Consider the following 23134-nt stretch of genomic DNA (forward strand, 5'->3'; position numbering starts at 1 on the left):
ATGAAAACATTTATCGAACAAATTGCAGAATTATTAGAAGAAGACTCTGTTAATATGACAGATGAACTTAAATCATTTGAATCGTGGGATTCCCTTACAATTCTGTCTATAATTGCAATGGCAGATGAATTATATGGAGTGACTATTAATACATCTGAAATAATATCAGCTAAAACCGTTAAAGGTTTGAATGAACTGATAGAAAGTAAAAGGGCTGAAAAATAGGTCTATGGATAAACCCGTTGTTTTGGTTACAGGATCGTCTTCTGGTATAGGTCGGGTTATTGCCATTGAATTATCTAAGGAGTATACAGTGATTCTTCATGGTAGAAATCAAGCTCGTTTAGTGGAGACACAACAAATGTGCTTTAATGGAGCTGAATGTTTAATTTGGAATGAAAATCTAGCTGATATATACTCACTAGAGGAACGATTACAAGCATTTCTTTGTGACCATAATATTCAAATAAACAGTTTTGTTCATTGTGCCGGAATCATAAACATGCTTCCTTTAAAGAGTCAGCATGTTCAAAATATTATCGATGCTCTAAATATTAATCTCGTATCTGCCATGTTGATAACAAAAGTTTTGTCTTCAAAAAAATGGAATAAAGGGGCATTAGACAATATAGTTTATATTTCTAGTAACATTAGCAATAGAGGTGCTAAGGCTTTTAATTCTTATGCAGCAACTAAAGGTGCGTTAGATGCGTTTATGAGGAGTGTGGCTGTTGAACTGGCACCTAAGGTTCGGGTGAATTCAGTATTGCCAGGGGCAGTCCTTACAGAAATGACTTCTTCTATTTTTGAAAATAAAGAGGTTGAAGAAAGAATGGAGTCTACCTATCCATTAGGTTATGGATTTCCGCAGGATATTGCTAATGGTGTAAAATTCCTTTTGTCTGGGCAGGCACGTTGGATTACAGGTCAACAACTTACTATTGATGGTGGTAGAACCATAAATATAACGGGATAGTATGGCTTTGAATATTCATGTTATTGAAAATCAACCTATAAATTCAAATTGTTTTGTTCTATTTGATTCTACGCTGGGAAATCAATGTATTATAGTAGACCCAGGGACGGATGATTGTGAGCATTTGTTACTATATTTGAATAGGAGTCTGTTGATTCCCAATCTTATTATTGTTACTCATGAACACTTTGATCATATAGCTGGTATTGCGTTATTAAGAAAATATTACAATTTTGTTTTGTTAGCAAGTGAAGAATGTTCCAATGCTATTCAAGACTCTAAAAGTAATTTGTCATTTTTTAACGATGGTAAAGGTTTTGTTTTGTCTCCTGCTGATCAAATTGTAAAAGATGGTGAATCTTTAGGTTGGAATGGACATTCTTTGCAGTTTTATGTCACTCCGGGACATACTAATGGTGGTATTTCTATATTGGTTGATGATCGTATTTTATTTACAGGTGATACATTAATTTATAAGCTGAAAACAGTGACAAAGTTGCCTTTTGGATCAAAAGAAAAACTTAAATTATCATATAAATTTTATAAGTCATTAATCCCTCAAAATGTGCATGTGTATGCAGGACATGGTATCGATTTTGATTTAAGTGATTATGATTTTGAAGAATGACCAATGGAGTATAGTGATACAGAATTTGTACTAAAATATGGGTTACAAGTAAGGCTTGTAGTTGAAGAAGATGCAGAGTTTATAGTGGCTTTGCGTACAGATAAAAGATTATCCCGGTTTATAAGTGTGACAGATGCAAATGTGTCAAATCAAGTAGAATGGATAAGAGCATATAAAGAAAGAGAAAAGGATGGGAAAGAATACTACTTTATTTTTTTTATAAATGGAGTAAGGCTTGGTTTGTCTCGTATATATAATATTAAAGACAACCACTTTACTCAAGGAAGTTGGCTTTTTTCTCCTAATGCACCAGTGGGGAGTTCTGTATTGGGTAATATTATTAGTTGCGAGTTTGCATTTGAATTGCCTAATATGGAATATTTGATGACAGATGCAAGAAGAGATAACCACACACATAAATATGTACGTTCATTTCACCCTGAAATACTTGGTGAAAATGAGTTGGATATATTCTATCGAATATCCAAAGAAAATTATACTAAATATAAACATGCTCATATTAGGTTATGCGAAAAGGTGATGAAGCAGGAATTAGCTTCCATTTTTAAATAATTGTGATAAATTGATTAAAAATATGATAAAATTTCTGGATCTTCAAAAAATTACTCAGAAATACTCTGAAGAGATTCATGAGGCGGTTAAGCGTGTCGTGGATAGCGGCTGGTATCTTCAAGGAAAAGAGAATGAAAAATTTGAAGCTGATTATGCTCAATATATAGGAACGAAATATGCAATAGGTTGTGCTAATGGTTTGGATGCATTGATATGGATATTTCGTGCTTATATTGAAATGGGAGTAATGAAACCTGGTGATGAAGTAATTGTTCCTGCAAACACTTACATTGCTTCTATCCTTGCGATTTCAGAAAATGGTTTAAAACCTGTATTAGTAGAGCCGAATATTGAAAACTATCAGATAGATGATTCAAAAATAGAAGCAGCTATAACAAAACGTACTAAGGCTATCTTGATTGTGCATCTATATGGTCAATGTGCTTATACTGAGAATATTAGAAGTGTTTGTGAAAAATACAATCTGAAGTTAGTAGAAGACAATGCACAAGCCCACGGCTGCAACTGTAATGGTAGGAAAACAGGTTCTTTGGGTGATGTTGCAGGTCATAGTTTTTATCCTGGCAAAAACTTGGGGGCATTTGGTGATGCTGGTGCTGTGACTACGGATGATGAGGAACTGGCAAAAGTCGTACGTGCAATAGCTAACTATGGGTCTCAGAAGAAGTATATATTCAAATATTGTGGTCGTAACAGCCGTTTGGATGAGATACAAGCAGCTGTGTTGGATGTGAAGTTAAAGCATTTGGATGAGGATGTGGCAATCCGTAAAGAAGTTGCTAAATATTATATTAGGCATATAATCAATCCGGATATTATAACTCCAATTGTGAAAGATTGGAATGCTCATGTATTTCACATATTTACCATACGAACAAAGAAACGTGATGAGCTACAGAAATATTTGACAGATAATGGGGTACAAACTATCATTCATTATCCTATTCCTCCCTTTAAGCAGGAGTGCTATAAAGAATGGAATAATTTGAGTTTTCCCATCACGGAGCAGATTCATAGAGAAGAATTGAGTTTGCCAATGAGTCCGGTGATTACTGAAGGAGAAGTAAAGAAAGTGGTAGAATTACTGAATGCTTGGAAAGGCTAAGATTGTGCGTGAATTACTATTAAACTTTTTATCTCTTTGCCGACGTGCTACAAAAGCGGATATTGTCAAAGTATTTTCTTTTACTGCTATTTCTACGTTAGTAAAAATGTTGACAGGATTAATCAGTGTCAAAGTAGTGGCATCAATTATTGGACCTGCTGGTGTGGCATTACTGGGGCAATTAAATAATTTTGCTTCTATTGCAATGACAGTAAGCAGTGGTGGCATTAATAGTGGAATAACAAAGTATGTCGCTGAGTATAAAGAAGATGAAATTAAAATAAAGCCTTTATTATCTACCGCTCTACGCATCACGGTTTATAGTTCGTTAGTTGCAGGAATATTAATGATTGTTTTTCATTCTTTTTTGAGTGAAATAATCATGCTTTCTGACGAATATGGCTATGTTTTTGTTCTTTTCGGTATCACAATTCTACTATACGCGTTGAATATGATGTTGATTTCTATTCTCAATGGTTTTAAGGAATTTCAAAGATATGTGAAGATAAACATCGCAAATAGTATTTTGGGGTTATTATTTACTCTTTTATTTGTCTTGACATTAGGATTGAAAGGTGCTTTGGTTAGTACTGTTACTTATCAAAGTGTGATGTTGTTAGTTACACTTTGGATGATAAGAAAGCTGCCATGGTTGAAGTGGAGTTATTTTAAAAGAAAGTTAGATATTGCCATTACAAAAAAATACTTTCGTTATACCTTGATGACACTGACTACAGCTGCGACAGTTCCTGTATCCCAAATGTTGCTTCGCGGGTATGTGATATCGGAAATATCGGCTGTAGAAGCAGGTTGGTGGGAAGCTATGAATCGTATCTCTAATATGTATTTGATGGTAATAACATCTTCATTCAGTGTATATTATTTGCCACGTCTCAGTGAATTGAATAATCCTAAAGAGTTGCGTCATGAGATATTCAAGAGTTATAAAGTGATAGTACCCATGCTTTTGGGTGGTTTCGTATTGGTTTATTTTTTACGTACTATTGTTATTCGTATTCTTTTCACTCCCGAATTCTTGCCTATGGAAAATCTTTTTGTTTGGCAGTTATTAGGAGATTTTTTCAAGATATGTAGTTGGCTGTTGGCATTCTTGATGGTAGCGAAGTCTATGACAAAAACTTTTGTGGCGACAGAGATAATCTTTGCTTTGACGTTTGTAGGGTTAGGCTTTTTATTTATGCATTGGAATGGAGTAGTGGGTATTACACAAGGATATATGGTGAACTATGTACTGTATATGATTTGTATGATGATATTGTTTAGGAAAATAATTTTTTTTGCATAAGCATTTGAATTTATAAATGAAAATAGCATTTATTACTCAACAGATGATAGTTGGTGGGGCTGAGACTTATATTGTTCGTAAGGCATCATGGCTGATAGAACACGGTTATGATGTAATAGTCATGTCCAAAGGTGGTGAATGTGTCGAAATGTTGCCTAAAGGTATAACGCATATTGATATAGATTGTATGTGTCCTCCTTATTCTGTGGGATATCATAGTTTGAATAAAACAATTAAAAGATTAGGAAATATATTGCTAGAGGAAAATGTGGATTTGATAGAGGTTCATAATTCGTATCCAGCTATTTATGTTGTTATGTCTTATTGGTATCATCGGATTCCTTTCATTTTAAATGTATTGTTGGAATCGGATTATGATAATAATTATGCTTTACGTTTTTTAACGATTTTGTTGGATAAGAAAAAGCAGTATTGTACTTTAACAGTGGGTATGAATGCTTATATTGAGAAAAGGTGTAAGCATAAACTTTCGCCTCAGATATTTCCTATCCCTATTTTCCAACCAACCCCAAAGTTTTTGAAAACGGAAAATTATCTATTGACTGTAGGTCGATTAACAAGTGATAAAATGTATTTGAAATATTTAATACAAGATTTTAAAACATTACATATTAAAAATCAAATACCGAAGGAATTAAAATTGATCGTTGTTGGTGATGGGTTGTTACGTGAAGATGTTGCAAAAGAGGTAGCATTAGTTAATAAGGATCTACGGAGGGAAGCCATATTGATGAAAGGTATTGTTATGGGAGAAGCTTTGGATAGACTTTATGAGCAATGTCTAGCTTATATAGGTGTTGGTACTACCATACTGATAGCTGCTTCTTTTCGTAAGCCTGTAATTTTAGCAAGTGGTATCAAAAATTGTCAACCTTATGCTTATGGATTTTGGGGAGAGAATCCGGAGATTGACAGAAATAATTTGGGGGGAGACGAGAGTTTATTTAGTAAACGCACTTCTTTCTTGAAGATTATAAAAGAGATAGTTGTAGATGAAAAGCAAAGAGAACAGGCTGGAAGAAAGGCTTTTGCTCTTTTTGAGAGTGTTTATGATATGAAGTATATTATGAATGAGTGGGACAAATTTTATAAAGGTGGAAGTAACATGAAATATGATAAAATGATAAGTTACATGGGAAGATTTTTATATGTAGCTTATATTATATTGTCCCCTATATATTACATATATAGATTGTCTGTTAGACCATTGTTGAAATATAAAAAATAGTGTTTTATTAAAATATGTATACAAAGATTATAAAAAATGAAGAAAATAATGCTTGTTTTTGGAACTCGTCCTGAAGCAATAAAGATGGCTCCCCTTGTAAAAGAATTTCAGAAGTATCCGAATTTTTTTAAAATAATAGTTTCAGTTACAGGGCAGCATCGTGAAATGCTTGATCAAGTATTAGATCTATTCGACATTACTCCTGATTATGATTTAAATATAATGAAGCAAGGTCAAGATCTATATGATATTACTGCTCGTGTATTAGAAGGAATGCGTGAAGTATTAAAAGATGCACATCCAGATATAGTGTTGGTTCATGGAGATACTACAACTTCTATGGTGGCTGCATTAGCTGCTTTTTATCAACAAATCCCAGTAGGACATATTGAAGCAGGTCTGCGTACTCATAATATTTATAGTCCTTGGCCTGAAGAAATTAATCGACAAATTACGGGTAGAATTGCAGCTTTTCATTTTTCGCCTACATTGTTAAGCCGTAAAAACTTGTTGGCTGAAGGTGTTGTGGATAAGACTGTTATGGTTACGGGAAATACTGTTATTGATGCTTTATATATGGTTGTGGAGAAAATCAAAAATGATAAAAATTTGGATGAACAATTAGAAACTCTCTTATTAAAAGCTGGTTATAATATAAATAGGGTGAAAGAAGGACGACGTATGGTGTTGATAACAGGGCATCGTCGTGAGAATTTTGGAGAAGGTTTTATTCATATTTGTAATGCAATTAAAACTTTATCTGAAAAATACCCTAAAGTTGATTTTGTCTATCCGATGCATTTAAATCCGAATGTAAGGAAGCCAATTAGTGAAGTTTTTGGAGATAAACAGCAATCTAATATGTTCTTTATAGAGCCATTAGAATATTTGTCTTTTGTATATCTAATGGAAAAAAGTACTATTGTTTTGACTGATAGTGGAGGGATTCAGGAAGAAGCTCCTGGTTTAGGTAAACCTGTTCTTGTAATGAGAGATACAACAGAGCGCCCTGAAGCAGTGGAGGCAAAAACTGTTAAATTAGTAGGAACAGATTATAATAAGATTGTAAGTGAGGTTGAATTTCTATTAGAGGATGTAGTTTATTATAATCAAATGAGTACAGCTATTAATCCATATGGAGATGGAAAAGCAAGTAAACGTATTGTTGATTTTTTTTTAAATGAAGAAAATGTTTGATTTTTTAATAGTTTCTCCTTATCCAACTATAGATAATATTAAAGATGGTATGGTTCAGAGGATAAAAGCTGTAGATGATGAAATAAAAGATTGTAATAGAATCTATCTGCAATTATCTATTAAGGATTTTAGGAAAAAAAGTTATAAGGTAGAACAAAATGTTTGGATCTATGAGTTAAATGTATTTGTTCATTATTTCCAAATAAGGAGGTTGTTGAAGCAAGTAAAAAATATTTATGTTCATTCTATTTTGAATTATTTTAAATTTTCATTTTTTTTTGTAAACTCAGATGTGAATACCTTTCTTGATTTTCATGGAGCTGTTCCTGAAGAGTATGCTTTTCAAGGCGCTAGCTTTATAAAAGTGAAGATTGCTAATTTCTTAGAAAAGAAAGCGGTATCTCATTTTGTAAATTTAATTTGTGTTAGTTATAATATGAGAGATCATTTTCGGAAAAAATATCCTTTGAAAAATAATTTTAATTACATAATAAAACCGATTTTACCCACTAATATATTAGAGGAAAATACTTGTTTTAATCCATTAAGTTTTAAGGATGAGCTAAATATACGTGAAAATGAGGTTGTATTAATATATTCGGGCAATTTACAAGCTTGGCAAAATTTTGAATTAATGCTTAATATAATAAAGGAAACGGAGAATAATAATTATAAATATATAATTTTAACAAAGCAGGTTGGCGAAGCTTTTGATATGATAAAAATGTATGATTTGGACATGGATAAATTAATTGTTCGTTCTGTTTTGCCTAATGAGTTATATAAATATTATTCTATTTCTAATTATGGTTTTCTTTTAAGAGATGAGCATGTGTTAAATAATGTTGCTGCGCCTACTAAACTAATAGAATATTTGTATTATGGGATTATTCCAATATTAAAATATGCAGACATAGGAGATAATAATTATTATCATTACGATTATGTTGACTATAAAAGTAATGAATTACAGCATCTTGATAAAAGAAAATCATCTTTAAATAAGAAAATAGCAGAGAAAATATTAAATCTATCTATAAAAAGTAATATAGGATATTTAAGAAAATAGAGTTTTAATCAATATGATTATACCTGCTTATTTATTGTTTATATTAGTCTCATTTTTTTCTTTAGTAGGTAGAGAAAAGATTGTTTATAACAGATATATTTATGTTTTATTTGCTCTTATATTAATATTATTTGCAGGATTGAGGATTGGAGATGCGTTTCCTGATTATATTACTTATGTTGATTATTATTATAGGATTGTTACAGGTGATATTGTCTTTGTGGAATATTCATTTTTTCTTATAGCTCATGCTGTTAACTTTTTGACAGGAAATGTTATTTATTTGTTTTTAATATATGCTATAATTGGTGTTTCAATAAAACTTTATGCAATAAAACAATTATCACATCTTGTGTTTTTATCCATTGTTTTGTATATTGCTAATATTTATATAGTTCAAGAACTTATTCAAATTCGATCAGGAATAGCTTCCGGAATATTACTTTTGTGTATAAAACCTATTTTTGACAAAAACTTAAGGAAATTTCTGTTCCTTGTTTTAATAGCCGTTTTTTTTCACACTTCGGCTATAATGATTTTACCTTTATGGTTCTTGAATTCAAGAAAAATAAATGTTTACTTTTGGGCTGTACTTATTCCAATAGGCTATCTTATCGCTTTTTCAAAAATAACACTCCTTACATTTATCCCTGTACCTTTTATTCAAGAAAAATTAGATATATATCTTTCTTATAAAGAGTATGGTCAAGATGGTTTTAATAATATAAATATATTTAATGTACTGTTCTTGTTTAAATGTATATTGGCTTATATTATGTTAATCTATAGAAATAATATTTTTTGTTATAACAAATATTCGATTTTACTATTGAAAATATATTTATTGTCTTTATTCTGTTTTGTGGGGATGTCCTCAATTGCAACAGTAGCTTTTAGAATGCAAGGTTTTTATGAAGTTGTAGAGATTATACTTATTCCGTATATGATTTATATTTTTAAACCATTATATATTAGTAAATTTATACCAGTTATTATAAGTTTGTTTATTTTAACTGTTCTGATATTTAATTCTCATTTAATATTCTTTTGACTTTAATTGTTTTATTCTAATGAATATATTACATATTACAAATTCACTATCAGAAGGAGGAGTTGAAACACTTTTGTTCTCTTTATGTAAAGGTTTCATTTCTCAAGGTCATTTTGTCTCTATATTAGTTTTGGAACGTAATAAGTGTGATTTAATGATTGATTTTGAAAAATTAGGTGTTAAGATCATAAGAGGAAGGTATAGTTCTAGTTATAACATACTAAATATAATAAGTATTTATAAATTGATACCTGGTTTTGATATTATACATGCTCATTTATTTCCAACTCAATATTTAGTATCTTTTGCAGGTTTTATTTCACAATCCAAGGGTAAAATATTAACAACTGAGCATAATACATATAATCATAGACGCGATTTTAAGATATTTAGATTTATTGATAGTATATTTTATTCGGGATATTCAAAAATAGTAGGAATAAGTAATGCTACAACAATAGAGTTACAAAAATGGATTATTAGAAGTATATGTAAGTCTCCTATCCATACTATAAATAATGGCATTGATATTTTTAAGTTTAGAAATCCTATTATTGCGCTCAAAAGGAGTGAATTAGGGTTGTCTGAATCTGATAAAATTGTAATAATGGTTGCTAGATTTAATGAACAAAAAGATCATGAAACACTAATTCGTGCATTTTCATTGCTTCATTCTTCTGTTCATCTTTTTTTAGTTGGCTCAGGTGAAACAATGGATGTTAATAAACAATTAGTTTTGGAATTAGGTTTAGAGAAGAGAATTCATTTTTTAGGTAATAGAAAGGATGTTCCTGCAATTATAAAAATTTCAGACATAGGAGTTTTGTCTTCTTTTTGGGAAGGTTTTGGATTATCTGCATTAGAATATATGGCAGGTGGTATTCCTGCACTTGTGTCTAATCTTCCAGGTTTGAATAAGGTGGTTGATAATGATTTCTTGCTATTTGAACCAGGTGATTTTAAAGGATTAGCTAATAAAATTGTGATACTTCTTACAGATAAAAAGATATATAATAAAATGAGTGAATATTCTTTATGTCAATCAGATAAGTTTAGTATAGAAAATACTGTAAATTCTTATATTGAATTATATACAAGTTTGAGTAAATTTTAGCTATGAGTTGGAGTTATCTAAAGAGAATGTTTATTAATAGGGTAAAAGAGTTGTTGTTACTTCGATTTTATTCTTTTAATAAAATAGAGAAAGCAGAATCGACTTTATATATTGTAATGATTGATGGACGATTCTTTCATGGTGGGTTATCTGATAGATTGAAAGGTATAGTTTCTTTATATGCTTATTGTAAGGCTACAAAAAAGAACTTTAGAATAAATTTTTCTTCGCCTTTTAATCTTTCTCAATTTTTGCTTTCTAATGAATACGATTGGACTCTAAGAAATAATGAATTTATATCGACCAGTTTTTTTAGTGCTTCTCCTTTAATTATAATAAATGAATATAATGGGGAAAGGTTATTTAAGTTGAAAACGAAAAAGCAGGTGCACTATTATAATAATCGTGATATAGTTGATAAAGTAAATCAGGTATATAATCAACATTATGTTTGGGGTGACTTGTTTAAAGAATTATTTAAGCCTGTACCAGAATTGGAGGAACTTATTTCTTTTCATATAAAAAAAATAGGTGGACCTTATATTTCAATTGTTTTTAGATTTCAACAGTTATTGGGCGATTTTGAAGAATATAATTTTCCAGTATTGGATGAAGAAAAAAAAGAAATTCTTATTGATAAATGTTTACGATCTATTGAAGATGTAAAAAAAACTTATTCGAATTATTCTATATTAGTGACATCAGATAGTATATCTTTTTTAAAGAGAGCTAAGTTATTAGATGTTTATATATTGCCAGGGAAAATTGTACATATTGATGTTACAAAAGGGGAACAAGCAAATGTTTATGGGAAATCTTTTTTAGATATGTTCATGCTGTCAAATAGTAAAATGATATTTTCAATAGGTACTAGTGATATGTATCCAAGTGAGTTTCCTTTATATGCATCTAAAATAAATAATATTCCTTTTAAAAGAATTCTTTTAGAATAATTATGATGTATTCTGTGTTAATCTCTGTTTATGTTAAGGATAATCCTTGTTTTTTTAGACAAAGTTTAGATAGTATTTTGAATCAAACATTGTCTCCTGATGAGATTATTCTTGTTAAAGATGGTCCTTTAACAAAAGAATTAGATATGGTTATAGATGAATATGTTAATAAATATTCTATTTTTAAAGTGATCCCGTTGCTTTTAAACCAAGGTTTGGGTATTGCTTTGAATCAAGGTCTAAAGTATTGCTCTTATGACATTGTAGCTCGCATGGATAGTGATGATATTGCAAAATCAGATCGTTTTGAAAAGCAACTGCGAATATTTCAAAAATATCCAGACATAGATGTTGTTGGAAGTTGGGTTGATGAATTTGAAGTTGATATATCGCAAGTTATTTCTGTAAGGAAATTGCCGGAAACACATGATGAAATTGTGAGTTTTTCTAAAAAAAGAAGTCCTTTAAATCATCCAACTGTGGTTTTTAAAAAGCAAGCTGTAATTAAGGCTGGCGGATATAAACACTTTCTTTTATTTGAAGATTATTATTTATGGGTACGTATGATACAAAATGGTTCTAAATTTTATAATTGTCAAGAGAGTTTATTATATTTTCGCTCTTCTCAAGAGATGTTTAGAAGAAGGGGTGGAATACAATATGCATTGAATGAAGTTAAGCTCCAAATAAAGTTTAAGGAGATGGGCTTTATTTCTTTTATTGAATTTTATAGAAATGTAGTAATACGTTTTATATTAAGAGTTATTCCCAATAAAATGAGAGCTTTCTTATATAAAAAAATACTTAGAAGGTACTGATTTTATTAATGATTAAAATAGACTTATATATCTAAATAAATTCTTCTTTTTTTATTCTATGGGAGAAATATTTGATATTTTGTGATGTCTTGATTATATTTGCACTTTACATTGAATATACTTGATTATATGAAATTTTTATTTACGAATTTTTTTTTAATTGTTAATTTTCTAACTGTAATTTCCGCTAATGCGCAAGTCTCTCAAGATTTGCTGGATAAAGCTAAATCTTTAGGTATTAGTGATTCTGAAATACAACAGGGAGTTAGTAAGTTGCGTGGACAGAGTAGTAATTCTTTGGGAGCTGATATAGATCAAGAAGATGTTATTAATAGTGATATACTTCAGGATATTAATTCTCAGACTACAGGACAACAGTTAAAAATGACAAATGCCCAATGGGAATATTTATTGATGTTGCGTGAGGATTCTATCAAAAGGAATATCGGGAATATTGTATTTGGTCGTGAAATTTTTTTTAATAAAAAATTGACTTTTGCACCATCGTTGAATATTCCGACTCCTAAAGATTATGTTCTTTCTGCAGGTGATGAGGTTCGAATTACGGTATGGGGAAATTCACAATTAAATTTGAAGCTACAAATATCACCAGATGGAACGGTTGTTATTCCTAATTTGGGACCTGTTTTATTGAGTGGACAAACTATTGACTCTGCAGAAAAGTACCTTAAACAAGAATTGGGAAAAATAATTTCAGATTTAGCAGATGTGAGTGAAGCTGGAAATACTTTTCTATCTCTTAGTTTGAGTAAGGTTCGTAGTATTAAAGTAAATATCTTAGGAGAGGCTAATACACCAGGAACTTATACAGTGCCTGCTTATGCGACTCTGTTTAATGCTTTATATGTTGCAGGCGGGGTCAGTGACATTGGTTCACTACGTTCTATAAAGGTATTTCGTAATAGTAAAGAGGTCGCTAATTTGGATGTGTATGACTTTTTGCTGCACGGTAAAACAGAGGCGAATATTCGTTTGGAAGAAAATGATATGATTATTATTGGTCCTTATGAAAGTTTGGTCTCTGCAAAAGGAAAGGTAAAACGGAACCGTATTTTTGAAATGAAAAAAGGGGAAACTTTGAAAGATCTTCTTGATATGGTTGGTGGTTTTACTGGAGATGCATACACACAAGATGTACAGATAAAGCGTAAATTTGGTCGTCGTTATCAAATAGCAACAGTGGAAAAAGGGGATTTTTCTTCATTTATAATGCAAGATGGAGACATATTGAGTGTGGATTCTGTAATTCCATTTTATGAAAATAGGTTAGTTGTGACAGGATCTGTCTGGCGTCCTGGGGAGTATGAATTAAATGAAGATTTGCATACAGTTAAACAATTAATAAACCAGGCTGGAGGGTTAAAGGGGGATGAGTTTACAGGAAGAGCTCAATTAACTCGTTTGAATCCGGATTTTACTACAACAATTTTAGCTGTGGATGTACGTGGTATTTTGAATGGTACCAATGAAGATATAGAATTACAGAAAGAAGATAATTTACATTTTCCATCTATTTTTGATCTACGTGAACCTTATACAATTAAAGTTTGTGGTGCTGTAAATTTGGGTGATACTGTACTGCCTTATCATTATAACATGACGGTGGAGGATGCAATAGTTTTGGCTGGTGGACTTAAGGAAGCAGCAGCAACTATTAATGTCGAGGTTGCACGGAGAATGAAAGATACTGAGACTACAAATAACCCTACTCAGATCGCAAAACAATTTAATTTTACTTTGTCGGAAGGACTGCAGGTTTTATCTGGAGATACAGTTTTTACACTAGAGCCGTTTGATGAAGTATTTGTTCGTTTTTCTCCGGGGTATGAAACTCAACAGGTAGTAAAGGTCGGAGGTGAGATAATGTTTCAAGGGGATTATGTATTATCTAAAAAGAATCTTCGCTTAAGTGATCTTGTTGCAAAGGCTGGAGGTATGAAACCTGGTGCATATGTGAAAGGAGCAAGCTTAAAGCGTACTTTAACAGAGGATGAAAAGAGAAGAGTAGAGACTCTTCTTAAAATGAGTCAGAATAAGGGCAGTGCAGAAGCAATGGAAGGTATGAATCTGAATATTCAAGAATATCCTGTAGGTATTGATTTGGAGAAAGCATTGGCTAATCCTGGAAGTGCAGATGATGTAATTTTAAGGGATGGAGATAAATTATTTATTCCTCAACAACAAAGTACTGTTAATATAAGTGGAGCTGTAATGTATGAAAATAGTATTACTTATAATAAAGGGATATCAGTTAAAGAATATATTCTACAAGCTGGAGGATATCAGGATATAGCTCGTAAATATCCTATTGTGGTTTATATGAATGGAAAAGTGCAAACAACAAAACGAACATTTATTTTCTTTAAGAAATATCCAAAAGTTGAACCTGGATGCGAAATTTTAGTTCCAGCAAAAACGACTCGTGATAGAAGAATGAGTTTACCTGAAATTATAGGTATTGCAAACTCAACGACATCTATGGCTGCAATGATTACTTCTATTATGAATACTCTAAAGTAAAAGGATGTATGGAAGCAAAACAAGTAAATGTATTAAATAAAAACTCCCTGCAAGAAATAGATTTAGTTGAATTATTTCAGGTATTATGGAAAAAACGTTTCTTTTTGTTGAAATGTTGTGGAGTTGCTTTTGTTATAGGTTTAGTAATTGCTTTTAGTATTCCTAAGAAATATGAGACGAAAGCAAAGCTTGCTCCAGAAAGTACTGATCTTTCTAAAAGCATGGGGAGTTTGGGGGGATTGGCCGCAATAGCTGGTATTAATATGAAACAAGGAGTTGGTGCAGATGCAATTTCTCCAGATTTGTATCCAGATGTAGTCAAGAGTACTCCTTTTTTATTGGAGTTGTTCCCAATAAAAGTAACAACAATGGATAAAAAGCTCTCTATATCATTATATGATTATATTCTGCAATATCAACGTAAGGCTTGGTGGAGTTATGTAGTGGGTGCGCCTTTTAAACTAATAGGATGGACACTTGGACTATTATCAGAGAAACCAGAAAAAAAACAAGAGCTAAATGCTTATCTCTTGACTTCTGAGCAAGCAGGGGTTATTGCTATGCTACAGCAGCTTATTACAGTAAAAATAGATAAGAAGACATCAACACTGGAAGTTTCTGTTCGTATGCAAGATCCTTTGATATCAGCAGATGTTACTTGTATAGTCATGGATAAATTACAAAAATATATGACTGATTATCGCATACATAAGGTAAAGCAAGATATGGAATATACTCAGAAAGTGTTTGGAGAGGCTAGAGGTGCTTATTATAAGGCTCAAAAAGCTTACGCTGCTTTTGAGGATGCAAATAAGAATATTATTTCGGCTAGCTATCGTACAGAACAAGAACGTCTGAAAAATGAAATGACATTAACATTTAATGTATATAACTCTCTTGCTCAGAAATTAGAGCAAGACAAACTTCGAGTACAAGAAGAAACTCCCGTATATACAGTAATAGAACCTGCAACTGTTCCTTTAAGGGCTGCTTCTCCTAAAAAACTGTTGATATTGGCGGCTTGTGTTTTTTTAGCTCTTTTTGGTGGTTGTGGTTATGTTTTGATTAAGAATTTCTTTGCAGTAAAGAAAATATGAGATATTTCAGGTTTATAAGCCTGAAATATCTTAAACCACATAGCTATATATACTAAAATTATTTTATGTATTATTGTGGTACGATGTATTAATCTTTTTAGCATTAATAGTTAGTATGCTAATTAAATAGTTGATAATTTATTGTAACGCAATTTATACCCCTCTATCAACTCCCGCATCACCTCCTTCACTGTCTGTTTTTCCCTAAACAGCGAAGCCACCTGTCCGATTTCAACTTCCCCTTCTTCCAGGTTCCCTTCAAAAATACCTTTCTTAGCACGTCCTTTACCTAGCAGTTCCCTTAATTCTTCCGCAGAAGCCCCACGTGCCTCAGCCTCTTCTACCGCAGTCGTGAAACCGCCTTTTGCCAAGCGGGTAGGAGAGACCTTTTTCAGAAGCAGTTTTGTATCCCCTTCATTCAAATTCAGACAAATATTTTTAAAATCATCATGCGCAGAACTTTCTTCCGTTAAGGCAAAACGAGTACCGATTTGTACACCTTCCGCACCTAAAGCAAAAGCGGCCAGCATAGCTTCACCAGTACCGATACCGCCAGCAGCTATCAGGGGGAGAGAAGTAGAACGGCGTACAGCCGGAATCAGGCACATTGTCGTTGTTTCTTCCCGTCCGTTGTGGCCACCCGCCTCAAAACCTTCAGCAACAATGGCATCCACGCCAGCCTGTTCGCATTTAATAGCAAATTTAGAACTGCTTACAACATGAGCGACCGTCATACCCTGTTCTTTTAGGAAGCCAGTCCATGTTTTTGGATTGCCAGCAGAAGTGAAGACCACCTTAACATCTTCCTCTACTAATATTTGCATCAATTTATCAATTTCAGGATACATCAGCGGGACATTTACGCCGAAAGGCTTGTCTGTTGCCGCCTTGCATTTTTGGATATGTTCGCGTAATACTTCCGGGTGCATAGAGCCGGAACCAATCAGTCCCAATCCGCCGGCATTACTTACAGCCGAAGCCAGCCTCCAGCCGCTACACCACACCATTCCCCCTTGAATAACAGGGTAAGTGATATGAAAAAGCTCACAAATTCTGTTTGACATAGTAAAATCGAGTTTAATGTATAAAGATAAACCGGATAAATATAAATATCCGCGTGCAAGATAGTAAAAATAGTACCGTAATCCGGATAGCATTCTCTATATTTGCATTATAGAAAGATAAGTAGCGTTAAAAGCACAAAAATTAAAACATGAAACACTATTGTTTACCAATGGCTGGCATGCTTGCCGGCTTTTCTTCATTTACATTGCAGGCCCAGAATCCGTCCCAATTGCCGAATGTCGTAATTATTGTGGCCGATGATTTGGGATATGGAGACCTGAGCTGTTACGGAGCCACAGCTATCCGGACTCCCGGTATGGACCGCATCGCCAATGAGGGACTCCGGTTCACACAAGGCTATGCAACAGCCGCTACTTCTACGCCAAGCCGTTATTCGCTATTAACAGGACTTTATCCCTGGACGAACAAAGATGCCAAGATTCTTCCGGGCAATGCCGCATTAATCATAGACAAGGAACAAGTAACCTTACCGAAGGTGATGAAACAGGCAGGCTATGTAACCGGTTCCGTTGGCAAATGGCATTTAGGCTTAGGAGACGGTTCGGTAAACTGGAATAAAACCGTATCACCCGGGGCAAAAGAAGTAGGATACGATTATTCCTTTATCCAGGCGGCAACCAACGACCGTGTTCCCTGTATCTTTATTGAAAATGGAAAAGGTGTGGGGTTGCAACCGGATGACCCTCTCTATGTAAATTATAGAGAAAATTTTCCGGGTGAGCCTACAGGCAAAGATAATCCCGAGCTGCTCCGCATGCATCCCAGTGTAGGGCATGCCGGTTCTATTGTAAACGGAGTACCCCGCATCGGTTTTCAGAAAGGCGGAGAAGCTGCACAGTGGAAAGATGAGGAAATGGCAGAACTATTCCTTGCAAAAGCAAAGGATTTTATGAAAAAGAATAAGGATAAACCATTCTTTCTATATTATGGTTTGCATCAACCACATGTACCCCGCGTTCCGAATGCTAAATTTGTAGGAAAATCGGGAATGGGGCCCCGTGGAGATGTTATTCTGGAAGCAGACTGGTGCGTTTCCGAATTTTTGAAAGAAATGGATAAGTTAGGATTGACGGAAAATACCTTGGTAATCCTGACCAGCGACAACGGTCCCGTACTGGATGACGGTTATAAAGACCAAGCCGTGGAATTGGTAGGCAACCATAAGATGGCAGGCCCTAACAGGGGAGGCAAGACCAGCCTGTATAATGGTGGTACCTGCATACCGTTTATGTTACGTTGGCCTGCGGGAGTCGAGCCCGGAGTGTCGGATGCTTTGGTTTGCCAGATGGATTTATTGGCATCACTTGCCGCATTGACAGGACAAACCTATTCGGATAAAACAGATAGCCAGAATACATTACCTGTCTTTTTAGGAAAAAGCAGCCAGGGACGCAAGGAACTGGTACTGGAAGGATATTTCAATTATGCTTTGCGTTTAGGAGATTGGGTTATGATACCTCCTTATCCGGGATATGGGGATACGGAAGAAGATGAGTTCTGCGGCTTAAGCAATTGTTATCAACTATATAATGTAAAGGAAGATGTAGGACAACGTAATAATCTGGCAATTCAAGAAACCCGCCGCCTTCGTCAGATGATGATGATGTTTGAGAAATTGAAACGTGAAACAGGAAAGATTACAAATTATTAAATTATAATACAATGAATAAAATACTTATGGCTACAGGACTGGCAGTCGCTTTAAGCGCATGTAACGCAAAGAAGCCGGATTCGGCATCACTTGTTACAAATCCTTTCTTCGTCGAATACACAACTCCGTTTGGAGTGCCCCCTTTCGACCAGATAAAAGTCGAGCACTATAAGCCCGCCTTCCTGAATGGGATGGAAGAGCAAGCGAAGGAAATAGAGTCCATCGTAAATAATCCGGAAGAAGCCACTTTCGAAAATACGATTGTCGCTTTAGACCGGAGCGGAGAGTTGCTTAATAAGGTGATGTATGCCTTCAACGGACAGGCAAGCGTAAATACGAATGATGAAATCCAGGCGCTTCAACAGGAGCTTTCTCCGGTACTTTCCAAACATAGAGATGATATCCGTCTGAATCCGGAATTATTTGCCCGTGTAAAATCAGTTTACGACAATCAGGAGAAGTTCAACCTGAATAAGGAACAGAAGAAATTGTTGGAGCAAAAGTATAAGAGTTTTGTACGTGGCGGAGCCAACCTCGATGCGGACAAGCAAGTCCAGCTTCGTAAGCTGAACAGCGATATAGCCATGCTGGAGCTTACTTTCGGACAAAATGCCTTGAAAGAAACCAATGCTTTCCAACTGGTTATTGATAAGAAAGAAGATTTGTCCGGTTTACCGGAAGGTTTGATTGCCTCTGCCGCTTCAGCTGCTAAAGATGCCGGGATGGATGGCAAGTGGTTGTTTACCCTGCATAACCCGAGTGTCATGCCGTTCCTGCAATATGCGGATAACCGTGATTTACGCGAAAAGATATTCAAAGGCTATATCAACCGTGGAAATAACGGAAATGCCAATGATAACAAGGATGTGGTAAAGAAACTGGTTACCGCCCGTCTTCAAAAAGCCAAACTGTTGGGATACGAAGATTATGCCGCTTATGTATTGGAAGAAAATATGGCTAAGGACGAAAAGAACGTCTATAATTTGTTGGACCAGCTTTGGACTCCGGCCTTGGCAAAAGCAAAAGACGAGTTGGCAGATATCAATGCTGAAATAAAGAAAGAGGGAGGCAATTTTGAAGCCGAAGGTTGGGATTGGCGCTATTATTTCGAGAAAGCGAAAAAATCCAAATTCAATCTCGACGAAAATGAAATACGTCCCTATCTGGAACTGAACAACGTGCGTGATGGCGCTTTCTGGGTTGCCAACAAATTGTATGGGATTACTTTTACCGCATTGAAGAATATACCGCTTCCGGACCCAGATGCACAGGCGTTTGAGTGTAAAGATAAAGACGGGACTATTTTGGGCGTTCTTTATATGGACTTTTTCACCCGTCCGTCCAAAGGTGGTGGTGCGTGGTGTGACAGTTACCGGGAACAATCTTATGAAAAAGGAAAACGGATAATCCCGATTGTTACTACCGTTTTCAATTTCAGCAAGCCGGCAGAGGGACAGCCTGCATTACTGAGTGCAGATGAGGCGGAAACCGTATTCCATGAATTTGGCCATGCTTTGAACGGTTTGTTTGCGGATGTGCATTATGAGGGCGTATCCGGTATGCCGCGCGATTTTGTGGAACTGCCTTCCCAGATTATGGAACATTGGGTATTTGAACCGGAAGTACTGAATGTATATGCCAAACACTATCAAACCGGAGAAATAATCCCGCAGGCAATCGTAGACAAAATAATCAAGAGCGGTAAATACGGACAAGGATTTGCCACGACAGAATATCTTGCCGCTTCTTTATTGGATATGGATTATCATATATTGAAAGAAATCCCGTCTGATTTCTCAGTAGAATCATTTGAAGCGAATGCAATGAACAGCCGTGGATTGATTCGCCAGATACCGCCCCGTTACCGTTCGACATATTTTGGCCATACGATGGAAGGCGGTTATACTGCCGGATATTACAGTTACATATGGGCAGAGGTATTGGACTGTGACGCTTATGAAGCATTTAAGGAGACAGGAAATATCTTTAACCCGGAAGTAGCGACAAAATTCCGTACGGATGTTCTGGCGCCGGGACGTATCGATGAGGCTATGGATATGTATAAAAACTTCCGTGGCAAAGAGCCGGGCATCGAACCATTATTAAAGAACCGGGGATTGAACTAATATTTTTACTTATATTTGTCCTTGTCAATCAATTAAAAAGCAAAAAGAGAATGAAGAGTATTTTGGTAACTGCCGGATTGGCTGTTATTTTAGGAGCGTGTAGCTCGCCAGATAAAAAGACGGATGCTGCCGAGGCAGGAAATCCGCTCTTGTCTGAGTTTACCACCCCTTTTGGTGTTCCTCCTTTTGATAAGATTACCCTCGCAGATTACAAGCCTGCTTTTATACGGGGCATGCATGAACAAATGCAGGAAATCGATGCTATTGTGAACCAGCGTTCGGTTCCCGATTTTGAGAACACGATTGTGGCGCTTGACCAGAGTGGGGCATTGCTTCGGCAAGTCCGGGCTATCTTTTCCGGCCAGAACAGCGTAAACACAAATGAGGAGATGCAGGCGCTGAACCGTGAGCTGTCTCCGTTATTGTCCGACCATACTGACAATATCCGGATGAACGAACACCTGTTCGCCCGCGTAAAAGAAGTACATGATAACCAGGATAAGTTTAATCTGAATAAAGAACAAGCTAAACTCCTGGAAGAAACGTATAAGGATTTTGTGCGTGGCGGTGCAAACCTGCCGAAAGATAAACAGGAACAACTTCGTAAGTTGAACAGTGAACTCTCTATGCTGGAACTTACTTTCGGGCAGAACTTGCTGAAAGAAACGAATGCGTTCCAACTAATCATCGATAAGGAAGAAGATCTGGCCGGTCTGCCGCAGAGCTTGGTTGCGACTGCTGCCGAAACAGCCAAGAAAGCCGGGCAATCCGGAAAATGGATGTTTACCCTCCATAACCCGAGTGTGATGCCATTCTTGCAGTATGCGGACAACCGCAGCTTGCGTGAAAAGATATTTAAAGGCTATATCAACCGTGGGAATAATGGAAACGAGTTCGATAATAAAGCCGTTGTACGTAAGTTGGCCGCCCTGCGTCTTCAAAAAGCCAAATTGATGGGATACGAAGATTATGCCTCTTTTGTTTTAGTGGACCGTATGGCAAAAAATTCCGATAATGTATATGCTTTATTGGATGAAATCTGGGCACCTGCTTTGGCTAAGGCAAAAGACGAATTAGCAGATATCAATGCCGAAATAAAAAAGGAAGGCGGCAAGTTTAAAGCGGAAGGCTGGGACTGGCGTTATTATGCGGAAAAAGCCAAGAAAGCGAAATACGATTTGGATGAAAACCAGATACGTCCTTATCTGAAACTTGATAATGTGCGTGAAGGCGCCTTTTATGTAGCCAACCAGTTATATGGCATTACGTTTACCCCGATTAAGAATATTCCATTGCCCTATCCTAAAGCCGAGGCATATGAATGTAAGGATAAGGATGGCAAGCATCTGGGGGTTCTGTATATGGATTTCTTCCCGCGTGCAAGTAAAAAAGGCGGAGCATGGTGCGGAACCTATCGTTCCCAGACTTACAAAGATGGCAAACGGGTTGGTCCGGTTGTAACGATTGCCTGCAATTTTACCCCTCCGGCAGCCGGTAAACCTGCGTTGCTGAGTGCGGACGAGGCAAGTACATTATTCCATGAATTTGGCCACGGATTACATAACTTGTTTAAGAATGTTCATTATTATGGCGTATCCAGTGTACCTCGCGATTTTGTGGAACTGCCGTCGCAGGTTATGGAACATTGGGCTTTTGAACCGCAGGTTCTGAAAGTATATGCAAAACACTATGAAACCAACGAGATAATCCCTGCCGGTTTGATAGAGAAACTGGACAAGAGCGGTAAGTACGGCCAAGGTTTTGCAACGACCGAATATCTGGCAGCTTCTTATCTGGATATGGATTATCATACATTAAAGAATGTTCCTGCCGGAATGAACGTCATTGACTTTGAAGCCCAGGTATTAGGCAAACGCGGTTTAATCCGCCAGATACCTCCCCGTTATCGTTCTACCTATTTCAACCATACAATGGGAGGTGGATATACTGCCGGATACTATAGTTATATCTGGGCGGAAGTGCTGGATGCCGATGCCTTTGAAGCCTATAAGGAAACTGGTAATATTTTCAACCAGGAAGTGGCAGACAAATTCCGTACTTATATCCTGACTCCGGGAGGTATAGACGATGCAATGGATATGTATAAGAACTTCCGTGGAAAGGAACCGAATACGGAACCGTTGTTGAAGAACAGAGGATTAAAGTAAATCCGTATGTCTGCCATAGACCTCGACGATTTCAGGCAAGCTGTTTACCAGATGGTACAATATATCCCTTACGGGCGCGCTACCAGCTATGGAGCGATAGCCCGTGCGGTGGGATATCCTAATATGTCCCGCCTGGTAGGTAGAATGTTGGGACAGGTCTCGGATTCAGACCTCGACATTCCGGCTCACCGGGTAGTAAACAGCCAGGGATACCTTTCGGGGAAAGATGCATTTACTACGCCAACCCTGATGCAGGAGCTGTTGGAATCGGAAGGCATACGTGTCGAGAATAATAAAATAAAAAACTGGAAAATAGTCTTCTGGAACCCGATGGAGGAGTTGACATGACAGTTGACAGTTGACAAGTGACAGTTGACAGTTATTTCGGCTTGCAGCCGATTTTAT

20 protein-coding genes are annotated in these 23134 nt (G+C 35.6%); 19 read left to right on the forward strand and 1 reads right to left on the reverse strand.

From position 1 onward, the window contains the following. The 15 genes from ACGE0T_RS07305 to ACGE0T_RS07375 all read left to right on the forward strand — a co-directional run bounded on the left by ACGE0T_RS07305 (position 1) and on the right by ACGE0T_RS07375 (position 15698). On the forward strand, positions 1–225 hold the full coding sequence (locus ACGE0T_RS07305; RefSeq protein ID WP_459189872.1) for a phosphopantetheine-binding protein: 225 nt from the start codon (positions 1–3) through the stop codon (positions 223–225). 4 nt (positions 226–229) lie between these two features. Continuing rightward, entirely contained in the window at positions 230–976 is a 747-nt protein-coding gene (locus ACGE0T_RS07310) for an SDR family NAD(P)-dependent oxidoreductase (protein ID WP_459189873.1), read from the forward strand. A gap of 1 nt (position 977) precedes the next feature. After that, entirely contained in the window at positions 978–1604 is a 627-nt protein-coding gene (locus ACGE0T_RS07315) for an MBL fold metallo-hydrolase (protein ID WP_459189874.1), read from the forward strand. A 3-nt stretch (positions 1605–1607) separates the two neighbouring features. Then, the gene (locus ACGE0T_RS07320; RefSeq protein WP_459189875.1) at positions 1608–2177 is read left to right on the forward strand and encodes a GNAT family N-acetyltransferase; all 570 of its coding nucleotides are present in this window, start codon (positions 1608–1610) and stop codon (positions 2175–2177) included. 22 nt (positions 2178–2199) lie between these two features. Beyond that, on the forward strand, positions 2200–3303 hold the full coding sequence (locus tag ACGE0T_RS07325) for a DegT/DnrJ/EryC1/StrS family aminotransferase (protein ID WP_459189876.1): 1104 nt from the start codon (positions 2200–2202) through the stop codon (positions 3301–3303). Then, on the forward strand, positions 3287–4609 hold the full coding sequence (locus ACGE0T_RS07330; protein ID WP_459189877.1) for an O-antigen translocase: 1323 nt from the start codon (positions 3287–3289) through the stop codon (positions 4607–4609). Before ACGE0T_RS07325 ends, ACGE0T_RS07330 begins: the two co-directional genes overlap by 17 nt. Positions 4610–4625: 16 nt before the next feature. After that, entirely contained in the window at positions 4626–5858 is a 1233-nt protein-coding gene (locus ACGE0T_RS07335; protein WP_459189878.1) for a glycosyltransferase family 4 protein, read from the forward strand. Positions 5859–5894: 36 nt separating this feature from the next. Continuing rightward, positions 5895–7055: a non-hydrolyzing UDP-N-acetylglucosamine 2-epimerase gene (wecB, locus tag ACGE0T_RS07340; protein WP_459189879.1), complete on the forward strand. Its 1161-nt coding sequence runs from the start codon at positions 5895–5897 to the stop codon at positions 7053–7055. Further along, entirely contained in the window at positions 7039–8124 is a 1086-nt protein-coding gene (locus ACGE0T_RS07345; protein WP_459189880.1) for a glycosyltransferase family protein, read from the forward strand. Before wecB ends, ACGE0T_RS07345 begins: the two co-directional genes overlap by 17 nt. Positions 8125–8137: 13 nt before the next feature. Beyond that, positions 8138–9175 carry an EpsG family protein gene (locus ACGE0T_RS07350; RefSeq protein WP_459189881.1) on the forward strand — a complete coding sequence of 346 codons (1038 nt, stop codon included), beginning with the start codon at positions 8138–8140 and terminating at the stop codon, positions 9173–9175. 19 nt (positions 9176–9194) lie between these two features. Continuing rightward, on the forward strand, positions 9195–10289 hold the full coding sequence (locus ACGE0T_RS07355) for a glycosyltransferase (RefSeq protein WP_459189882.1): 1095 nt from the start codon (positions 9195–9197) through the stop codon (positions 10287–10289). Between the two features lie 2 nt (positions 10290–10291). Then, positions 10292–11242: a hypothetical protein gene (locus ACGE0T_RS07360; RefSeq protein WP_459189883.1), complete on the forward strand. Its 951-nt coding sequence runs from the start codon at positions 10292–10294 to the stop codon at positions 11240–11242. 2 nt (positions 11243–11244) lie between these two features. Continuing rightward, a complete protein-coding gene (locus tag ACGE0T_RS07365) occupies positions 11245–12060 on the forward strand; it encodes a glycosyltransferase family 2 protein (protein WP_459189884.1) in 816 nt (271 codons plus the stop codon). A 129-nt stretch (positions 12061–12189) separates the two neighbouring features. After that, a complete protein-coding gene (locus ACGE0T_RS07370; protein WP_459189885.1) occupies positions 12190–14601 on the forward strand; it encodes an SLBB domain-containing protein in 2412 nt (803 codons plus the stop codon). A gap of 8 nt (positions 14602–14609) precedes the next feature. Continuing rightward, positions 14610–15698: a Wzz/FepE/Etk N-terminal domain-containing protein gene (locus ACGE0T_RS07375; RefSeq protein WP_459189886.1), complete on the forward strand. Its 1089-nt coding sequence runs from the start codon at positions 14610–14612 to the stop codon at positions 15696–15698. 122 nt (positions 15699–15820) lie between these two features. Here the strand turns inward: ACGE0T_RS07375 and ACGE0T_RS07380 are convergent, their stop codons facing one another. Continuing rightward, on the reverse strand, positions 15821–16762 hold the full coding sequence (locus ACGE0T_RS07380) for an NAD(P)H-dependent flavin oxidoreductase (RefSeq protein WP_459189887.1): 942 nt from the start codon (positions 16760–16762) through the stop codon (positions 15821–15823). Positions 16763–16911: 149 nt separating this feature from the next. On the opposite strand from ACGE0T_RS07380, the gene ACGE0T_RS07385 reads away from it, so the two are divergent. From ACGE0T_RS07385 to ACGE0T_RS07400, 4 genes are read left to right on the forward strand one after another with little or no spacing between them, the layout of a single operon-like run. After that, positions 16912–18435, forward strand: a complete 1524-nt coding sequence (locus tag ACGE0T_RS07385; protein WP_459189888.1) for a sulfatase-like hydrolase/transferase — start codon at positions 16912–16914, stop codon at positions 18433–18435. An 11-nt stretch (positions 18436–18446) separates the two neighbouring features. Then, positions 18447–20561, forward strand: coding sequence for a M3 family metallopeptidase (locus ACGE0T_RS07390; protein WP_459189889.1), 2115 nt, complete (start codon positions 18447–18449; stop codon positions 20559–20561). A 50-nt stretch (positions 20562–20611) separates the two neighbouring features. Continuing rightward, positions 20612–22729, forward strand: a complete 2118-nt coding sequence (locus ACGE0T_RS07395) for a M3 family metallopeptidase (protein WP_459189890.1) — start codon at positions 20612–20614, stop codon at positions 22727–22729. Between the two features lie 6 nt (positions 22730–22735). Next, positions 22736–23077 (forward strand): MGMT family protein, encoded by a 342-nt coding sequence (locus ACGE0T_RS07400; RefSeq protein ID WP_459189891.1) that lies wholly within the window; start codon positions 22736–22738, stop codon positions 23075–23077. Positions 23078–23134 lie beyond the last annotated feature (57 nt).

The organism is Parabacteroides sp. APC149_11_2_Y6 (genome assembly GCF_054506995.1).

Coding starts and splice junctions, on each gene's coding strand:
- ACGE0T_RS07395 (WP_459189890.1), top strand. CDS start 20,612: ATGAAGAGTATTTTGGTAACTGCCGGATTGGCTGTTATTTTAGGAGCG.
- ACGE0T_RS07325 (WP_459189876.1), top strand. CDS start 2,200: ATGATAAAATTTCTGGATCTTCAAAAAATTACTCAGAAATACTCTGAA.
- ACGE0T_RS07355 (WP_459189882.1), top strand. CDS start 9,195: ATGAATATATTACATATTACAAATTCACTATCAGAAGGAGGAGTTGAA.
- ACGE0T_RS07360 (WP_459189883.1), top strand. CDS start 10,292: ATGAGTTGGAGTTATCTAAAGAGAATGTTTATTAATAGGGTAAAAGAG.
- ACGE0T_RS07345 (WP_459189880.1), top strand. CDS start 7,039: ATGAAGAAAATGTTTGATTTTTTAATAGTTTCTCCTTATCCAACTATA.
- ACGE0T_RS07385 (WP_459189888.1), top strand. CDS start 16,912: ATGAAACACTATTGTTTACCAATGGCTGGCATGCTTGCCGGCTTTTCT.
- ACGE0T_RS07370 (WP_459189885.1), top strand. CDS start 12,190: ATGAAATTTTTATTTACGAATTTTTTTTTAATTGTTAATTTTCTAACT.
- wecB (WP_459189879.1), top strand. CDS start 5,895: ATGAAGAAAATAATGCTTGTTTTTGGAACTCGTCCTGAAGCAATAAAG.
- ACGE0T_RS07315 (WP_459189874.1), top strand. CDS start 978: ATGGCTTTGAATATTCATGTTATTGAAAATCAACCTATAAATTCAAAT.
- ACGE0T_RS07330 (WP_459189877.1), top strand. CDS start 3,287: ATGCTTGGAAAGGCTAAGATTGTGCGTGAATTACTATTAAACTTTTTA.
- ACGE0T_RS07365 (WP_459189884.1), top strand. CDS start 11,245: ATGATGTATTCTGTGTTAATCTCTGTTTATGTTAAGGATAATCCTTGT.
- ACGE0T_RS07350 (WP_459189881.1), top strand. CDS start 8,138: ATGATTATACCTGCTTATTTATTGTTTATATTAGTCTCATTTTTTTCT.
- ACGE0T_RS07400 (WP_459189891.1), top strand. CDS start 22,736: ATGTCTGCCATAGACCTCGACGATTTCAGGCAAGCTGTTTACCAGATG.
- ACGE0T_RS07390 (WP_459189889.1), top strand. CDS start 18,447: ATGAATAAAATACTTATGGCTACAGGACTGGCAGTCGCTTTAAGCGCA.
- ACGE0T_RS07305 (WP_459189872.1), top strand. CDS start 1: ATGAAAACATTTATCGAACAAATTGCAGAATTATTAGAAGAAGACTCT.
- ACGE0T_RS07310 (WP_459189873.1), top strand. CDS start 230: ATGGATAAACCCGTTGTTTTGGTTACAGGATCGTCTTCTGGTATAGGT.
- ACGE0T_RS07375 (WP_459189886.1), top strand. CDS start 14,610: ATGGAAGCAAAACAAGTAAATGTATTAAATAAAAACTCCCTGCAAGAA.
- ACGE0T_RS07335 (WP_459189878.1), top strand. CDS start 4,626: ATGAAAATAGCATTTATTACTCAACAGATGATAGTTGGTGGGGCTGAG.
- ACGE0T_RS07320 (WP_459189875.1), top strand. CDS start 1,608: ATGGAGTATAGTGATACAGAATTTGTACTAAAATATGGGTTACAAGTA.
- ACGE0T_RS07380 (WP_459189887.1), bottom strand. CDS start 16,762: ATGTCAAACAGAATTTGTGAGCTTTTTCATATCACTTACCCTGTTATT.